General features: G+C 78.9%; 9 protein-coding genes and 1 pseudogene. 7 read left to right on the top strand and 3 right to left on the bottom strand.

The features are described 5' to 3' along the window. Window positions 1-80: 80 nt before the first annotated feature. The 5 genes and pseudogenes from CS2_RS10100 (at window position 81) to recD (ending at window position 10,781) form a co-directional block, all read left to right on the top strand. Complete coding sequence (locus tag CS2_RS10100; protein WP_070319880.1) at window positions 81-827, top strand: SAM-dependent methyltransferase; 747 nt, start codon at window positions 81-83, stop codon at window positions 825-827. A gap of 110 nt (window positions 828-937) precedes the next feature. After that, entirely contained in the window at window positions 938-1,747 is an 810-nt protein-coding gene (locus tag CS2_RS10105) for a glycerophosphodiester phosphodiesterase family protein (RefSeq protein WP_070319881.1), read from the top strand. A gap of 155 nt (window positions 1,748-1,902) precedes the next feature. Beyond that, a pseudogene (recC, locus tag CS2_RS10110) lies at window positions 1,903-5,266 on the top strand (exodeoxyribonuclease V subunit gamma). Next, the gene (locus CS2_RS10115) at window positions 5,263-8,640 is read left to right on the top strand and encodes a UvrD-helicase domain-containing protein (protein WP_307417105.1); all 3,378 of its coding nucleotides are present in this window, start codon (window positions 5,263-5,265) and stop codon (window positions 8,638-8,640) included. Before recC ends, CS2_RS10115 begins: the two are co-directional and overlap by 4 nt. An 86-nt stretch (window positions 8,641-8,726) precedes the next feature. Continuing rightward, the gene (gene recD / locus CS2_RS10120; RefSeq protein ID WP_307416838.1) at window positions 8,727-10,781 is read left to right on the top strand and encodes an exodeoxyribonuclease V subunit alpha; all 2,055 of its coding nucleotides are present in this window, start codon (window positions 8,727-8,729) and stop codon (window positions 10,779-10,781) included. Window positions 10,782-10,841: 60 nt separating this feature from the next. Here the strand turns inward: recD and CS2_RS10125 are convergent, their stop codons facing one another. Both CS2_RS10125 and CS2_RS10130 read right to left on the bottom strand, forming a co-directional pair. Further along, the gene (locus CS2_RS10125; RefSeq protein WP_070319883.1) at window positions 10,842-12,395 is read right to left on the bottom strand and encodes a GAF domain-containing protein; all 1,554 of its coding nucleotides are present in this window, start codon (window positions 12,393-12,395) and stop codon (window positions 10,842-10,844) included. Between the two features lie 280 nt (window positions 12,396-12,675). After that, complete coding sequence (locus tag CS2_RS10130; RefSeq protein WP_156442084.1) at window positions 12,676-13,293, bottom strand: hypothetical protein; 618 nt, start codon at window positions 13,291-13,293, stop codon at window positions 12,676-12,678. A gap of 183 nt (window positions 13,294-13,476) precedes the next feature. Between CS2_RS10130 and CS2_RS10135 the strand changes: the two genes are divergently transcribed. After that, on the top strand, window positions 13,477-13,872 hold the full coding sequence (locus tag CS2_RS10135) for a Fur family transcriptional regulator (RefSeq protein ID WP_070319885.1): 396 nt from the start codon (window positions 13,477-13,479) through the stop codon (window positions 13,870-13,872). A gap of 22 nt (window positions 13,873-13,894) precedes the next feature. Here CS2_RS10135 and CS2_RS10140 read toward each other — a convergent pair whose 3' ends face one another. Beyond that, entirely contained in the window at window positions 13,895-14,788 is an 894-nt protein-coding gene (locus CS2_RS10140) for a LysR family transcriptional regulator (RefSeq protein ID WP_070319886.1), read from the bottom strand. A 170-nt stretch (window positions 14,789-14,958) separates the two neighbouring features. Between CS2_RS10140 and CS2_RS10145 the strand changes: the two genes are divergently transcribed. Continuing rightward, a partial coding sequence (locus CS2_RS10145; RefSeq protein WP_156442086.1) for a hypothetical protein occupies window positions 14,959-15,233 on the top strand: 275 nt, incomplete at its 3' end.

Below are 15,233 nucleotides of genomic sequence, written 5' to 3' on the forward strand. Positions count from 1 at the left end.
GATGACGGTCCCGATGCGGGTGGACGGCCACGTCCACCACCGAGCAGCCCACCACTCCCACCGGAACCAGGAGCACCGTCGTGTTCGACCACCGTCTCTTCTCGATCCGTGAGTCCCGCCACCGCATCCACAACCCGCTGACCGCGCCGCAGCTCGCGACGCTCGGGGCCGCGCTCGACCTGCGCCCCGGCGCGACCGTGCTCGACCTCGCGTGCGGCTCGGGCGAGCTGCTCGCCACGTGGGCCCGCGACCACGGCGTCACCGGCCTCGGCGTCGACCTCAACCCCGACTTCCTCGCGCACGCCCGCGCGCGTGCCGACGCGCTCGGGGTCGGCGACCGCGTGCGGTTCGTCGAGGCCGACGCGAGCGGCTGGGTCGCCGACGCACCCGTCGACGTCGCGGCGTGCGTGGGCGCGACGTGGATCGGCGGCGGCGTGCCCGGCACGCTCGAGCTGCTGCGGCGCAGCCTGCGGCCCGGCGGGCTGCTGCTGGTCGGCGAGCCGTACTGGCGCGCCGTGCCGACGACGCCCGGCGAGCTCGCCGCGTGCGGCGTCCCGTCCGCCGACGCGTACCGCACGCTGCCGGGGCTCCTGGCCGGGTACGGAGACCTCGGGTACGACGTGGTCGAGATGGTGTGCGCGACCGAGGAGTCCTGGGACAGGTACCAGGCGTCCCAGTGGCTCACGATGCGCCGCTGGGCCGACGCCCACCCGCAGCACGACCTGCACGACGAGGTGCGCCGGCTGCTCGCGGAGGAACCCGCCCGGTACGCCGCGGGCACCCGTGCGTTCTTCGGCTGGGCCGTCGTCGCGCTGCTCGCGCGCTGACCGCGCGTCGGGGCGGCGGGTGCGCCCACCGCCCCGGCGCGGGCACCCGCGTGGGTGACGACCGCGCGTCCCGGGCGGGACCACCGCCCGGGACGCGCGAGGATGGGGCCGTGAACGCGCGCCGGGACCTTGAGGACGGGCCCGCGCGGGCACGGCACGCGTACTTCGACGACCCGTCGGGCGTCGTCGCGCTCGCGCACCGCGGCTTCGCGCTCGACGGGCGCGAGAACTCGCTCACCGCGTTCGGCACCGCCGTCGACCTCGGCTTCCGGTACGTCGAGACCGACGCGCACGCGACGTCCGACGGCGTGGCGGTCGCGCTGCACGACGACACGCTGGACCGCACGACCGACGCCGAGGGCGTGGTGTCGGAGCTGCCGTGGTCGGTCGTGCGGCGCGCCCGCATCGGGGGCGTCGACCCCGTGCCGCGGCTCGACGACGTGCTCGGCACGTGGCCTCACCTGCGCGTCAACGTCGACGTCAAGAGCGAGCGCGCGGTGCTCCCGGTCGTCGCGGCGATCGAGCGCACGCGCGCGCACGACCGCGTGTGCGTCGCGTCGTTCTCGGCGGCGCGACGGCGAGCGACGGTCGCGCGGCTGAGCCGACCCGTCGCGACGTCGGCGGCGACGGGCGAGGTCGCGCGCTTCCTCGCCGCGCACCGCGCGCACCTGCCCCGCCTCGCGGCACGCGCCCTGCGCGAGGTGGACGCGCTGCAGGTGCCGGCCGCGCAGGGCCGGCTGCGGGTCGTCGACGCGGGCACGGTCGCCGCCGCGCACGCCGCGGGCCGCGGCGTGCACGTGTGGACCGTGAACGACCCCGCCGAGATGCACCGGCTGCTCGACCTGGGCGTCGACGGGATCGTCACCGACCGCGCGGACCTGCTGCGCGACGTGCTGCGCGCGCGGGGCACCTGGGTCTGAGCGGACGGTCCCGCGCGGCGAGCCCCGCCGACCCGGACCTGTGGACGGGCGCGTCGGCGTCGGCGGCGTGGGCTAGCGTGCAGCGCGTGACGGCGGGGTTCGACGGGGCGGGCGGGCGGGGCCGGCTGCGCGTGCACACCTCGCCGCGTGCCGACGTGCTGGTCGACGCGCTCGCCGACGTCCTGGCCGACGTGCCGCCCGGCACCGACCCGTTCGCACGCGAGGTCGTCGCGGTGCCGACCCGGGGCGTCGAGCGGTGGGTCGCCCAGCGGCTGTCGCACCGCCTGGGCGCGGGCCCTGACGGCGAGGCCGGCGTGTGCGCGCGGATCGACTTCGACCCGCCCGCGCGGCTCGTGCGCGACGCGGTCGCCGCGGCCACGGGCACCGCGCGCGACGACGACCCGTGGGAGCCCGAGCGGCTCGTGTGGCACGTGCTGCGCGCGGTCGACGCGGCCGTCGCGGCGGGCGAGGCCTGGGCGCACCCGCTGGCCCGCCACGTCACCGACGAGCCGGGCGCGCGCGACGCCGTGCGGCGGGGCCGCCGGGTGCGGCTCGCGCAGCGTCTCGCGGGCGCGTTCACGGCGTACGCCGCGCAGCGCCCGTCGCTCGTGACGGCGTGGGCGGCGGGCGACGACGAGGACGGTGCGGGCGCGCCGCTGCCGGCCGACCTGGCGTGGCAGGCGCCGCTGTGGCGCGCGGTGCGCGCCGAGCTGGGCGTGGCGAGCCCGGCCGAACGGCTCGCGGACGCCGTGCGCGCGCTGACCGCCGACCCCGACGTCGTGGACCTGCCCCGGCGGCTGTCGGTGCTCGGGCCGACGCGGCTGTCGCGCGCACGTCGACGTGCTCGCGGCGCTCGCGGTGCACCGCGACGTGCACGTGTGGCTGCCGCACCCGTCGGACGCGCTGTGGCGCCGCGCGGCCCGCGGGGTCGAGCCCGCCGCACCCGCGACGCCCGCGCCGCGGCGCCGCGACGTGCCCGCTGTCGCGGTGCACCCGCTGCTCGCGTCGACCGCGCGCGACGCGACCGAGCTCGGCGCGCGCCTGACCGCCGCGGGCGCCGACGTGACGCACCACGCCGCGCCCGCTCCCCCGCCGACCGTGCTCGGCGCGGTGCAGGCCGCGCTGCGCGCCGACGAGCGGCCGGCCGTGCCCGCCGCCGTGGCGCCGGGCGACCGGAGCGTGCAGGTGCACGCGTGCCACGGGCGCGGACGGCAGGTCGAGGTGCTGCGCGAGGTCGTGCTCGGGCTGCTCGCGGACGACCCGACGCTGCAGCCGCGCGACGTCGTCGTGCTGTGCCCCGACGTCGAGGCGTTCGCCCCGCTGGTCGCGGCCGCGTTCGGCACCGCGGCGGGCGTCGACGCCCCGGACGTCGGCGGCGCGGACCACGGCACCCACCCGGGCCGCACGCTGCGCGTCCGGCTCGCCGACCGCGCGCCCGCGCGCACCAACCCGCTGCTGCGCGTGCTGTCCGACCTGCTCGCGCTCGCGGGCTCGCGCGTCACGGCCTCCGCGGTGGTCGACCTCGCGGGCCTGCCCGCGGTGCGGCGACGGTTCGGGTTCGACGACGCCGCCGTCGAGCGGCTGCGCGCGTGGGCGCTCGAGTCCGGCGCCCGGTGGGGCGAGGACCAGGCGCGGCGCGCGCGGTACGGGTTGGGCGCGGTCGCGCAGGGCACGTGGCGCACCGCGACCGACCGGCTCCTGCTGGGGGTCGCGATGGCCGAGGAGGACCACCGCTTCGTCGGGTCGGCGCTGCCGCTCGACGACGTCGACTCGACCGACGTCGACCTCGCGGGCCGGTTCGCCGAGCTCGTCGACCGGGTCACCGGCCTGCTGGCCGGGCTCGACGGCGAGCGGCCCGCGAGCGCGTGGCTCGCGACGCTCGAGCGCGCGCTCGTGCTGCTGACCGCCGCCGACCCCGACGACGCGTGGCAGGAGGTCGGCGCGCGGGCCGTGCTCGGCGACGTGCGCGCGTCGGCCGCGGGCACCGACGTGCCGCTGCGGCTCGCCGACGTCGTCGCGCTGCTCGAGCCGCGCCTCGCGGGCCGGCCCACGCGCGCCGGGTTCCGCACGGGTGCGCTCACGGTGTGCTCGCTCGAGCCGATGCGCGCGGTGCCGCACCGCGTGGTGTGCCTGCTGGGTCTCGACGACGGCGCGTTCCCGCGGGCGGGCACGCCCGACGGCGACGACGTGCTCGCGCGCGACCCGCTGGTCGGCGAGCGCGACCGCCGCACCGAGGACCGGCAGCTGTTCCTCGACGCGGTGACGGCCGCGGGCGAGCACCTCGTGGTCGTGCACAGCGGGGCCGACGAGCGCACCGGGGCGCCGCGCCCGCCGGCGGTGCCCGTGGGCGAGCTGCTCGACGCGGTCGACGAGGCGGTCGACCTGCCCGGCGGGGCGCGGGCGGCGCTCGTCGTGCACCACCCGCTGCAGACCGTCGACGAGCGCAGCTTCACGCCCGGCGCGCTGGGCCGCCCGGGGCCGTTCAGCTTCGACGACGTCGACCGGCGTGCGGCGCTCGTCGCGCGCGGGCCGCGGCACGTGCGCCCGCCGCTGCTGACCGCACCGCTGCCGCCGCTCGACCAGCCCGTGGTCGAGCTCGACGACCTGGCCGCGGTGCTCGAGCACCCCGTCAAGGCGTTCGTGCGCCGCCGCCTGGGCGTCGTGGTCCCGGGCGAGGCCGACGACCTCGACGACCGGCTGCCGCTCACGCTGGGCCCGCTCGACGAGTGGGCGACGGGCGACCGGCTGCTCACGGCGGTGCTCGACGGCGTGGACCTCGCGCGCGCGGCCGCGGCCGAGCGTCGGCGCGGCCGCGTGCCGCCGGGGCAGCTGGGCGGTGCCGTGCTGCAGGACGTCGCGACGCGCGCGGGCGTGGTCGCGGAGGCCGTGGTGCCGCTGCTGGGCGCCCCGGCGACGGCGGTCGACGTGACCGTCCCGCTGCCGGGCGGCCGCACCCTCACGGGCACGGTGCCGGGGCTGCGCGGCGACGTCCTGGTGCGCGCGGTGTACTCGCGGCTCGGCGCGAAGCACCGGCTGCGCGCGTGGCTGCACCTGCTGGCCCTCGTGGCGTCGCCCGGCGCCCCGCCCGTGCGGGGTGCCGCGACCGTGGGCCGGGGCCCGGGCCGCCGCCCGTCGGCCGCGACGTCGTGGCTGCGCGCACCCGGCCCGGACGACGCACGACGCGTGCTGGGCGACCTGCTCGCGCTGCACGACCGCGCGCTGCGCGCGCCGCTGCCGCTGCCCGTGGCCGCCGGCGGCACGTACGCGCAGCGCCGCCACGGGCACGACGACCCTGCGGGTGCGCTCGCGGACGCCGAGCACACCCTGCGTGCGCGGTTCGAGCACACCGACGAGCACCACGTGCTCGCGTGGGGCGACGGGTTCACGCTGCTGCAGGTCGCGGGCGACCCGACGCCCGCGGACCGCGCCGCGTGGCCCGACGAGCCGACGCTGCTGGGTGCGCTCGCGCGCACGGCGTGGGACGCGCTGCTCGAGCACGAGGGGCAGGTGCCGTGGTGAGCGCACCCGTGTTCGACGTCTGCGGGCCGCTGCCCACGGGGACGACCGTGCTCGAGGCCAGCGCCGGCACGGGCAAGACGTTCACGATCGCGGCGCTCGCCGCGCGGTACGTCGCCGAGGGCCACGCGCGGCTGCCCGAGCTGCTGCTCGTGACGTTCGGCCGCATGGCGACGGGCGAGCTGCGCGAACGCGTGCGCGCCCGGCTGGTCGCGACCGAGCGCGCGCTGCGCGACCCGGGCGCGCGGACCAGCGACGACCCCGTGGTCCGGCACCTCGCGGCGGTCGACGACGCCGAGCTGCACCGGCGCCGCGCGCGGCTCACCGTCGCGCTGTCCGAGGTCGACGCCGCGACGATCACCACCACGCACGGGTTCTGCCAGCAGATGCTGCGCACGCTCGGCACGACCGCGGGCGGCGGGGTCGTCGAGCCCGGTGCGACGCTGCTGCCGGACGTCGCGGACCTCGAGGCCGAGGTGGTCGACGACCTGTACCTCGCGGCGTACGCGGGCACCGACGCCCCGGTGCTCGACGTCGACGACGCGCGGGCCGTCGCGCGCGCCGCCGTGAGCGACCACGCGGCGGTGCTGGCCCCCGACGAGGCACCGCCCGGGACCCCGCCCGACCACCGCGTGCGGCTCGCGCGCGCCGTGCGCCGGGAGATGGTGCGGCGCCGCCGCGCCGCGCACGTCGTCGACTACGACGACCTGCTGACGCTGCTGCTCGCGGCGCTCACCGACCCGGTGACGGGCCCGCCGGCCGCGCAGCGCGTGCGCGCGCGGTTCCGGGTCGTCATGGTCGACGAGTTCCAGGACACCGACCAGGTGCAGTGGCAGATCCTGCGCACCGCGTTCCACGGCCACCGCACGCTCGTGCTGGTGGGCGACCCCAAGCAGGCGATCTACGCGTTCCGCGGCGCCGACGTGCACACCTACCTCGAGGCGCGCGACGTCGCGACGACCGCGACGCTCCACCGCAGCTGGCGCACCGACGCCCCGGTGCTCGCGGGGCTCGGTCACCTGCTCGGGGGCGCGGCGCTGGGCGACCCCCGCATCGTCGTGCACCCCGTCGAGGCCGAGCACGCCGGCCACGGGCTCGACGGCGGCGCACCGGTCGTGCTGCGCCGCGTGACGCGGCGCGCGGTCGGCGCGGTGGGCGCCGTGCCGCCCGTCGCGGCGGTGCGCGCGCTGGTGGCGCGGGACGTGGCCGCGCAGACCGTCCGGACGCTGACCACGGCCCGCCTGCGCGACGGCGACGGCTGGCGCGCGGTGCTGCCGGGCGACGTCGCGGTGCTCGCGCGCCGCAACGCCGACGCGCTCGCGGTGCGCGACGCGCTCGCCGACGTCGGCGTCCCCGCGGTCGTCTCGGGCCTGTCGAGCGTCTTCACGACGCCCGCCGCGCGCGACTGGCTCGTGCTGCTCAGCGCGCTCGCGGCGACCGGCGACCCCGCGCGCGTCGCGGCGGCCGCGCTGACCCCGTTCGTCGGGTGGGACGGGGCGACGCTCGCGGTGGCCGACGACGCCGCGCGCGAGGACCTCGCGGACCGGCTGCGCGCGTGGTCGCACGTGCTGGCCGCGCAGGGCGTGGCGGCGCTGCTGCAGGCCACGGCCGCCGCGGGCCTGCACGAGCGGCTCGCGGCGCGCGTCGACGGCGAGCGCACGCTGACGGACGTGCGCCACGTCGGCGAGGTGCTGCACGCGGCGGCGCGCGAGCACGGCCTCGGGGCCGCGGCCCTCACCGAGTGGCTGCGCAGCCGGATCGACGAGGCGGGCGGCGACTACGCCGAGGAGCGCAGCCGACGCCTGGAGACCGACGCCGCCGCGGTCCAGGTCGTCACGGTGCACGCCGCCAAGGGGCTGGAGTTCCCGGTCGTGCTGGTGCCGTACGCGTGGGACCGGTGGGTCGACACGACGCCCGCGGTGCTGCGGTACCACGACGACGACGGCACGCGCCGGCTGCACGTCGGCGGGCGCGGCAGCCCGGGCTACGAGGACGCCCGCGAGCGCGACCAGGCGGAGCAGGCGGGTGAGGAGCTGCGGCTCGCGTACGTCGCGCTGACGCGCGCGGCGCACCAGGTGGTCGCGTGGTGGGCGCCGAGCAAGAACTCCGCGACCGGCGCGCTGTCGTGCCTCGTGCTGGGCGCGCGCGACGCCGAGGGCCGCCCGCCGGCCGCGGTACCGGTGCCGCGCGACGACCATGCCGCGGCGGCCTTCGACGCGCTCGCGGCGGGCTCGGGCGGGACGGTCGTGCACGAGGTGGTCGACGGGCCCGCGCCGGTCGTGCGGTGGCAGCCCGCCCCGGCCCCGGCCGTGCCGCTCGAGGTCGCCGCCTGGCGTCGCACCGTCGACGCCGCGTGGCGGCGCACCTCGTACTCGGGTCTCACGGCGGCCGCGCACGACGCGGCCCCGCACCGGGCGGGCGTCGCCGACGAGCCCGAGGACCCGGGCGTGCAGGACGAGGCGGACGGTCCGGTGGGGACCGGCTCCCCCGCCGACGCCGACGGTGCGCTGCGTGACGTGCCGTCGCCGCTGGCCGACCTGCCGGGCGGGACGGCGTTCGGCACGCTCGTGCACCACGTGCTGGAGCACGTCGACACCGCTGCTCCCGACCTGGCCGCCGAGGTGCAGGCCCGCTGCGCCGAGGCCGCGGGTGCCGGTGCGGCGCTCGGCCTCGAGCCCGACGCGCTGGCCGCCGCGCTGCTGCCGTCGCTGCGGACGCCCTGCGGCCCCCTGCTGGGCGGGCGCGCGCTGGCGGACGTCGCACCGGGCGACCGGCTCGCCGAGCTCGACCTGGAGCTGCCGCTCGCGGGCGGCGACCTGGCCGCGCGGCGTGCCGCGACGCTCGACGACGTCGCGCACCTGCTGCGCACGCACCTGGCGGGCGACGACCCGTACCGCGCCTACGCCGACCGGCTCGCGGCGCTGCACGCCGACGAGCGCACGCGGCCCGGCGCGCTGCGCGGGTACCTGACCGGCAGCATCGACGCGGTGCTGCGCGCCGAGGTCGACGGCACCACCCGGTACGTCGTCGTCGACTACAAGACCAACCGGCTCGCCCCGCCCGACGAGCCGCTGACCGCGTGGCACTACCGCCCGGCCGCGCTGCACGCCGCGATGCTCGACGCGCACTACCCGCTGCAGGCCCTGCTGTACCAGGTGGGGCTGCACCGGTTCCTGCGGTGGCGGCTGCCCGGGTACGACCCCGAGCGGCACCTCGGCGGTGCGGCGTACCTGTTCGTGCGCGGCATGGCGGGGCCGGGCACGCCCGTGGTGGACGGGTCGCCGTGCGGCGTGGCGTCGTGGCGTCCGCCCGCGGCGCTGGTCGTCGCGGTGTCCGCGCTGCTCGACGGCGCACCGCCAGCGGGGGCGGCACGGTGACGGCGCGGCCGGGCGGCGGTGGGCTGCCTGGGCAGGGGGCGGGTGCGGCGGACGCGAGCGGGACCGGTGCGCCGACGGACGGCGCGGTGGTGAACGCGGCCACGGTGGACGGGACGGCGCCGGACCGCACGGCGCCCGGCGCGACGACCGCCGCAGTGGTCGCCCCCGCACCCGATCCCGGCGACCCCCGGCGGCCGTGGCGCGCGGGCCCGCTGCTCGCGACGTTCGCCACGGCGGGCGTGCTGACGTCGGCCGACGTGCGGGTCGCTGAGCGGCTCGGCGCGCTGACCGGCGAGGACGACGCGACCGTGCTGCTCGCCGCGGCCCTCGCGGTCCGCGCGGTGCGGGCGGGGTCGGTGTGCGTCGACCTCGCCGACGCGCCGTCGCTCGTGGCCGAGGGCCCGCCCGACGCACCCGACGTGCCGCCGCCCGACGTGCCGCTGCCGTGGCCCGCGCACGACGCCTGGACGGCCGCGGTGCGGCGCAGCCCGCTGGTCGCCGACGGCCCCGACGGGCCCGCGGACCGGCCGGTGCGCTGGGTCGACGGCCGCGTCTACCTCGACCGGTACTGGCGCGACGAGCAGGTGGTGCGCCGCGAGGTGGACGCCCGACTGGGCGGCGTGCTGCCCGTCGACGACGCCGCGCTGCGGGCCGCCGTGGCCGCGCGGTTTCCCGGCCCCCGGGACGCGCGCCAGCGGGTCGCGGCCGCGACGGCGGCGCTGTCCCGGCTCACGGTGCTCACGGGCGGTCCCGGCACGGGCAAGACGACGACGGTCGCGCGCCTGGTCGCGGTGCTGCGCGACGTGCACGGCCCCGGGCTGCGGGTCGCGCTCGCGGCGCCGACGGGGCGCGCGGCGGCCCGGCTGCAGGAGGCCGTGACGGCCGAGCTGGACCGGCTCGCGCGCGAGGACGACGTGCGCGGCGGCGCGCAGGTGGACGAGGTCGCGGCGCCCGTCGCCGCGGCGACCGCGCGGCTCACCGCCTCGACCGTGCACCGTCTGCTGGGCTGGCGGCCGTCGAGCACGCGGTTCGCGCACGACCGCACGCACCGGCTCCCGCACGACCTGGTCGTGCTCGACGAGGCGTCGATGGTGTCGCTGCCGCTGCTGGCGCGCGTGCTCGACGCGCTGCGCCCCGACGCGCGGCTCGTGCTCGTCGGCGACCCCGACCAGCTCGCGTCGGTCGAGGTCGGCGCCGTGCTCGGCGACCTCGTGGCGCGGCCGGCGCCGCCCGGTCCGCTGCCCGCGCGGCTCGCGACGCTCCTGCCGGATGACGTCCCGACCGCACCGCCACCGGGTCGGGCCGCCGGGTCGCCGGACCCCTCGGACGTCCCCGAGCCGCAGGTCGACCACGCGCGCGACGCGGCGGCGCTGCACGCGGGCGTCGTGCGGCTCGTCGTGCCGCACCGGTTCGGCCACGACCTGGGCGTCCTGGCCGACGCGGTGCGCCGCGGCGACGCGGACGCGGCGCTCGCGCTGCTGCGCACGCCCGGCGCGCACTGGTCGCTAGTCGAGCCCGCGGGCGACGTGCCGACCGACGCCGAGGTCGCGGCCGTGCGCGACGCCGTCGCGACCACGGGGGCGCGCGTCGTCGCGGCCGCGCGGGCCGGGGACGCGGCGGGCGCGCTCGCGGCGCTCGGCGAGCACCGCCTGCTGCTCGCGCACCGGCGCGGGCCCGCGGGCGTCGCGCGCTGGGCGGCGCTCGCGCAGCGGTGGGTCGAGGACGCGACGCACGACCCGGCCCCGGGCGCGTGGCCCGCGGGGCGGCCGCTGCTCGTCACGACCAACGACCGCACGACGGGCCTGTCGAACGGCGACACGGGCGTCGTGGTGGCCGACGGGCACGGCGGGGTCGTCGCGGCGTTCGGCGACCCGGCCGCGCCGCGGCTGGTGCGCCCGCACCGGCTGCCCGCGGTCGAGACCGTGCACGCGATGACGGTGCACCGCGCGCAGGGCAGCCAGCTCACGACGGTCACGGTGGTGCTGCCCCCTGCGTCGTCACCGCTGCTGACGCGCGAGCTGCTCTACACGGCGATCACGCGCGCGCGGGAGCACGTGCAGGTCGTCGGGTCGGGCGACGCCGTGCGCGCGGCCGTCGAGCGGCCCGTGCGCCGTGCGAGCGGGCTGCGGTTCGACCGCTGACGCGCGGCGGCCGCGGGGACGCCCGGTCCGCCGCGCGAGGACGCCGTCCGAGGCCCCCGGTCAGCCGAGGATCGAGCGCGTCACCGCGACCTGCTCGGTGAGCACCGCACCGATGACCTGCTGCGTGCCGTTGATCTCCTCGACGATGCTGCGGATCCCCGCGAGCGCGGTGACGGTCGCGGCGACCTGGCGCTGGATCTCGGCGACCCGGCTGCCGACCTCGGTGGTCGCGCGCGCCGTCTGGTCGGCGAGCTCCTTGACCTCGTTGGCGACGACCGCGAACCCGCGCCCGGCGTCGCCCGCGCGCGCGGCCTCGATGGACGCGTTGAGCGCGAGCAGGTTGGTCTGCGCGGCGACCGTGCCGATGGTCCGCACGACCTGCCCGATCTCCTCGCTGGACCGGCCGAGCCCGGCCACGTCGTCGTCCGCGGCCTGCACGAGGCGCTGCCCCTCGCCCGCGACCGTGGTCGCGGCCAGGACGTTGCGCTCGACCTCCTCGATCGACGCGACGAGCTCGCGCCCCGCGGTCTGCAGCTGCTCGGCAGCGGTGAAGCGCGTGAGCGCCTGGCCGATGAGGTAGGCGGTGTCCTGCAGGGCGGCCCGCCGGCTGGGCGTGAGGTCGACGCGCTCGAGGACGAAGAAGTCCATGGTGCCGAGCACCTGGCCGTCGACCACTATCGGCAGGCACACGCCGGACTGCACGCCGGCGGCGCGCGCGACGGGCGCGCGGACGCAGTCGGCGACCTCGGCGAGGTCGGGGACGAACACGAGGTCGCGGGACCGCCAGGCGCGGCCCGCGAGCCCGACGCCCTCGGCGAACGTGGCCTCGCGCGTGACGCGCCGGAACTCGGCCCCCGCGTCGCCGGACTCCTGCACGAACCGCAGCACGCGGTCCTTCTCGTCGACGGCCCAGTACGAGCCGTAGGCCCAGCCGAAGCCGGTGCGGATCGTGTCGAGCGCGCCCGCGAGCGCGTCCTGGGCGGTCGAGGCGCCCGAGACGGCGTGCAGCACGGCGGTGCTGGCGTTCGTGTCGGCCTCGGCCTCGGTCTGCCGGCGCGCCACGACGACGCGCTCGAGTGCCTGCGACGCGACGACCGCGACGGCCTCGAGGACGGCGCGCCGCTCGGCGGTGAGCTCGAGCACCTCGGTCGAGAAGAAGTCCATGGTGCCGATGACCTCGCCCTCGGCGAGCAGCGGCACGCACACGGCCGACCGGACGCCCGCGGCCCGCGCGACGGGTGCGCGCACGCAGTCGGTGAGCTCGGCGAGGTCGTCGACGGCGACGAGCCGGCGCTCGCGCCACGCGCGCCCGGCGAGCCCGACGCCCTCGGGGAACGTGGCCGTGCGCGTGACGCGGCGGAACTCCTCCCCGGCGTCGCCGGACTCGGCGACGAACCGCAGGGCCCTCACCTCGGCGTCGACTGTCCACGCCGACGCGTACGCCCAGCCGAGCTGCTCGCGCACGACGGTGACGGCGGCGGTGAGGCCCGCGGTCACGTCGCGGACGCCCGCGAGCGCGTCGACCAGCCGCGTGATCGCGCGGACGTCGGCGCGGGCGGCCTCGGCCTCGGCGGCGAGCCGGGCGGTGTGCGATCGGGTGGCGGAGCGGATCATGGCGAGTCCTTCGGGCGTCGGCCGGGGCTGGGCGACGCCGGGCTGAGGCGACCCGCGCGCGCCCGGTCGGGTGCTCGTGCGCGCTGGTGGCGGGTGCGCCACGGGTGGGGCGCCCGGTCAGGATGCGCTGTGCACACCGGGTCGGCCTTCCCACGCACGTCCCGGCCCGGAGTTTCCACCGCTCGGCCGAACGCCGGGAGGTGCGCGACCGGGCGGAACCACCGCAAGCCGGCCGCGCCGCACACGGACGGGTCACACGGGTCACGCGGGGCGAGACGTCTCAGGCCGCGCGGGGTCTCACCCGCCGGTACCGCACGTGACCCGGGCGTCGCGTCCCGGCCGCGGTGCCCGCCGCCGCGAGCGCACGCACCGCACCGGGCCCGAGGGGCGCCAAGGCGGCCGCGCGCCCCGGCAGGGGGCGTGCGACGCCGACCAGCAGGGACACCCGGGTCGCGCCGGCGCGCAGCACCACACGCGCGTACTCGGTCCCCGTCCGCCAGGCGAGGTCGTCGACCTCGTCCCACGCGACCCGCAGCGTCCGGTCGCCGATCGCGACCACCAGCGCGTCCTCGCCGGCCGTGGCGGTGCACGGCACCGTGCGCCACCGGAACGGCAGCGTCACGGCGGCGACGAGGGGCAGGCAGAGCAGCAGCGCGCCGGCGACGACCACGAGGCGCCCCGCGGCGGAGTCGCGCCCGGCGAGGAGCACGGCCGCGGCGGTCAGCACCGCACCGCCGGCGAGGACGGCAGCGGCGACCGCGAGCGCGAGCGTGCGTAGGCGCGCCGGCACGGCGGCGAAGCGCAGGACGTCACCGGCGGGGGTCGGCTGCCACGCGGGGGCCACGTCGCGGCCCTCGTGCGGGACGGCGGCGGTGCGACCCGGGCGCGGCGTCGGCACGGGGGCGCTCCTCTCGTCGTCGCGGACCACGGACCGACGGGGCGGCGGTCGACCGCAGCCTACGGCCGGGTCGCCCGGCACGAGCGGTGCGCGTCGGCCGCACCGGAATTCTCAACTACGGTGTCTCGTTGAGAACGGTTCCGGGCAGCGGCAGGGTCCGGGCCACGATCGGGAGGTGCACGGATGATCGGCCAGCGGGTCACGCGCCAGCGCGTGGCGATCTCGGAGCTGCTCGAGGACGTCGAGGAGTTCCGCAGCGCGCAGCAGATCCACCAGCTGCTGCAGCAGCGCGGTCACGAGATCGGCCTGGCCACCGTGTACCGGACGCTCAACGCGATGGCCGAGCAGGGTGCGCTCGAGGTCATGCTGCAGCCCAACGGCGAGCACACCTACCTGCGGTGCGAGCCGCGCAGCGAGCACCACCACCACCTCGTGTGCCGGGTCTGCGGGCGCACGGTCGACGTCGCGGCGCCCGAGCTCGAGCAGCTCGTCGAGGCGCTCGCCTCGACGCACGACTTCACGGACGTCGAGCACTCGATCGACTTCCTCGGCACGTGCCGGGAGTGCGCGGCGGTCTGAGCCGCCGGCGACGCGCCGTCGCTCACCCGGCCGCGACCGCCTCGAGCACCGCGCGGAACGCCTCGACCGCGGGGGCCCCGGCCGCCGCGTCGCGACGCGACGTGAACACCGTGCGGTGCGGGTCGCCCGGCAGCGGCACGAGCCGGCACGTCGTCGTCCGCTCGCGCCACACCAGCCCCGGCAGGATCGCGACGGCGTTGCCGGACTCGACGAGCCGGATCTGCGCCTGCAGGTCGGCGGTCTCGTACCGCACGTCGGGCTCGAACCCGGCCGCGCGGCACGTCTCCTCGGCGAAGTGCCGCGACGCGGTGCCGCGCGGCTCCATGACCCACGGCACGCGCGCGGCGTCGGCGAGGTCGCGGACGCGCTCGCGCGTGACGCCGACGGGTGGCAGCGCGAGCCGCAGCGGGTCGGTGACGAGGTCGCGGCGGTCCAGGCCCGGCAGCCACGGCGCGGCGTGCGCGGGGTACTGCTCGGCGACGACGAGGTCGAAGTCGCGCGCCCACGTGTCGTGCAGCGCCTGCGCGGGCTCGCGCTGCACCATCTCGACCCGCACCTGCGGGTGCTCGTCCGCCGCGCGGCGCAGCGCGGCGGGCATGAGCGCGAGGGCGGCGGACTGGAACACCGCGACGCGCACGGTGCCGCGCACCTCGGTGAGCGACGCCGCGAGCGCGGCCTCGGTGCGCTCGACGGTGTCGAGCAGGGCCTCGGCGGCCTCGACGAGCACGAGCGCCTGCGGGGTCAGCCGCACGCCCCGGCCGACCTTGCGCAGCAGGGGCACGCCGGCCTCACGCTCGAGCTGCGTGAGCTGTTGCGACACGGCGGACGGGCTGTAGCTGAGCGCCTGCGCGGCGGCCGCCAGCGTGCCGCGCACGGCGACCTCGCGCAGGATGACGAGACGGCGCAGGTCCAGCACGGCGGCCTCCGGCGGTGACGCGGCCCGGCGCGGGACGCCCGGGCACCGTTCAGCAGATCTGACGAGTATCGGTGAGAAACGGTCGCTTCCCCTGACGACTCACCGCTCCCGATACTGACGCCACACCCGGCCGGGCACCGGCGGGACGACGCAGCGGCAGCGAGGACACGATGACCGGCACGGCGACCCACCCCGACGGCACGACCGACCGCGACCCGGCCGCCGACCACGCCGACGAGGTCGTCGCGCTCGTGCGGCGCTGGCTGCGCGAGGCCGCGCGGCACCCCGTCGACCCCGCCGCGGCGCACCTCGCGGCGCTCCTGCGCGAGCCCGACGGCCTGGCGTTCGCGGTCGGCTTCGTCGACGGCGTCGTGCGGCCCGAGGACACGCGCGTCGCGGCGCGGCGGCTGCGCGAGCTGGCCGCGCGCCCGCCGCGGTTCCTCGC

Origin of the sequence: Cellulomonas iranensis NBRC 101100 = JCM 18110 (assembly GCF_001552375.1) — a bacterium.
Classification (GTDB): domain Bacteria; phylum Actinomycetota; class Actinomycetes; order Actinomycetales; family Cellulomonadaceae; genus Cellulomonas; species Cellulomonas iranensis.

Coding starts and splice junctions, on each gene's coding strand:
- CS2_RS10125 (WP_070319883.1), bottom strand. CDS start 12,395: ATGATCCGCTCCGCCACCCGATCGCACACCGCCCGGCTCGCCGCCGAG.
- CS2_RS10135 (WP_070319885.1), top strand. CDS start 13,477: ATGATCGGCCAGCGGGTCACGCGCCAGCGCGTGGCGATCTCGGAGCTG.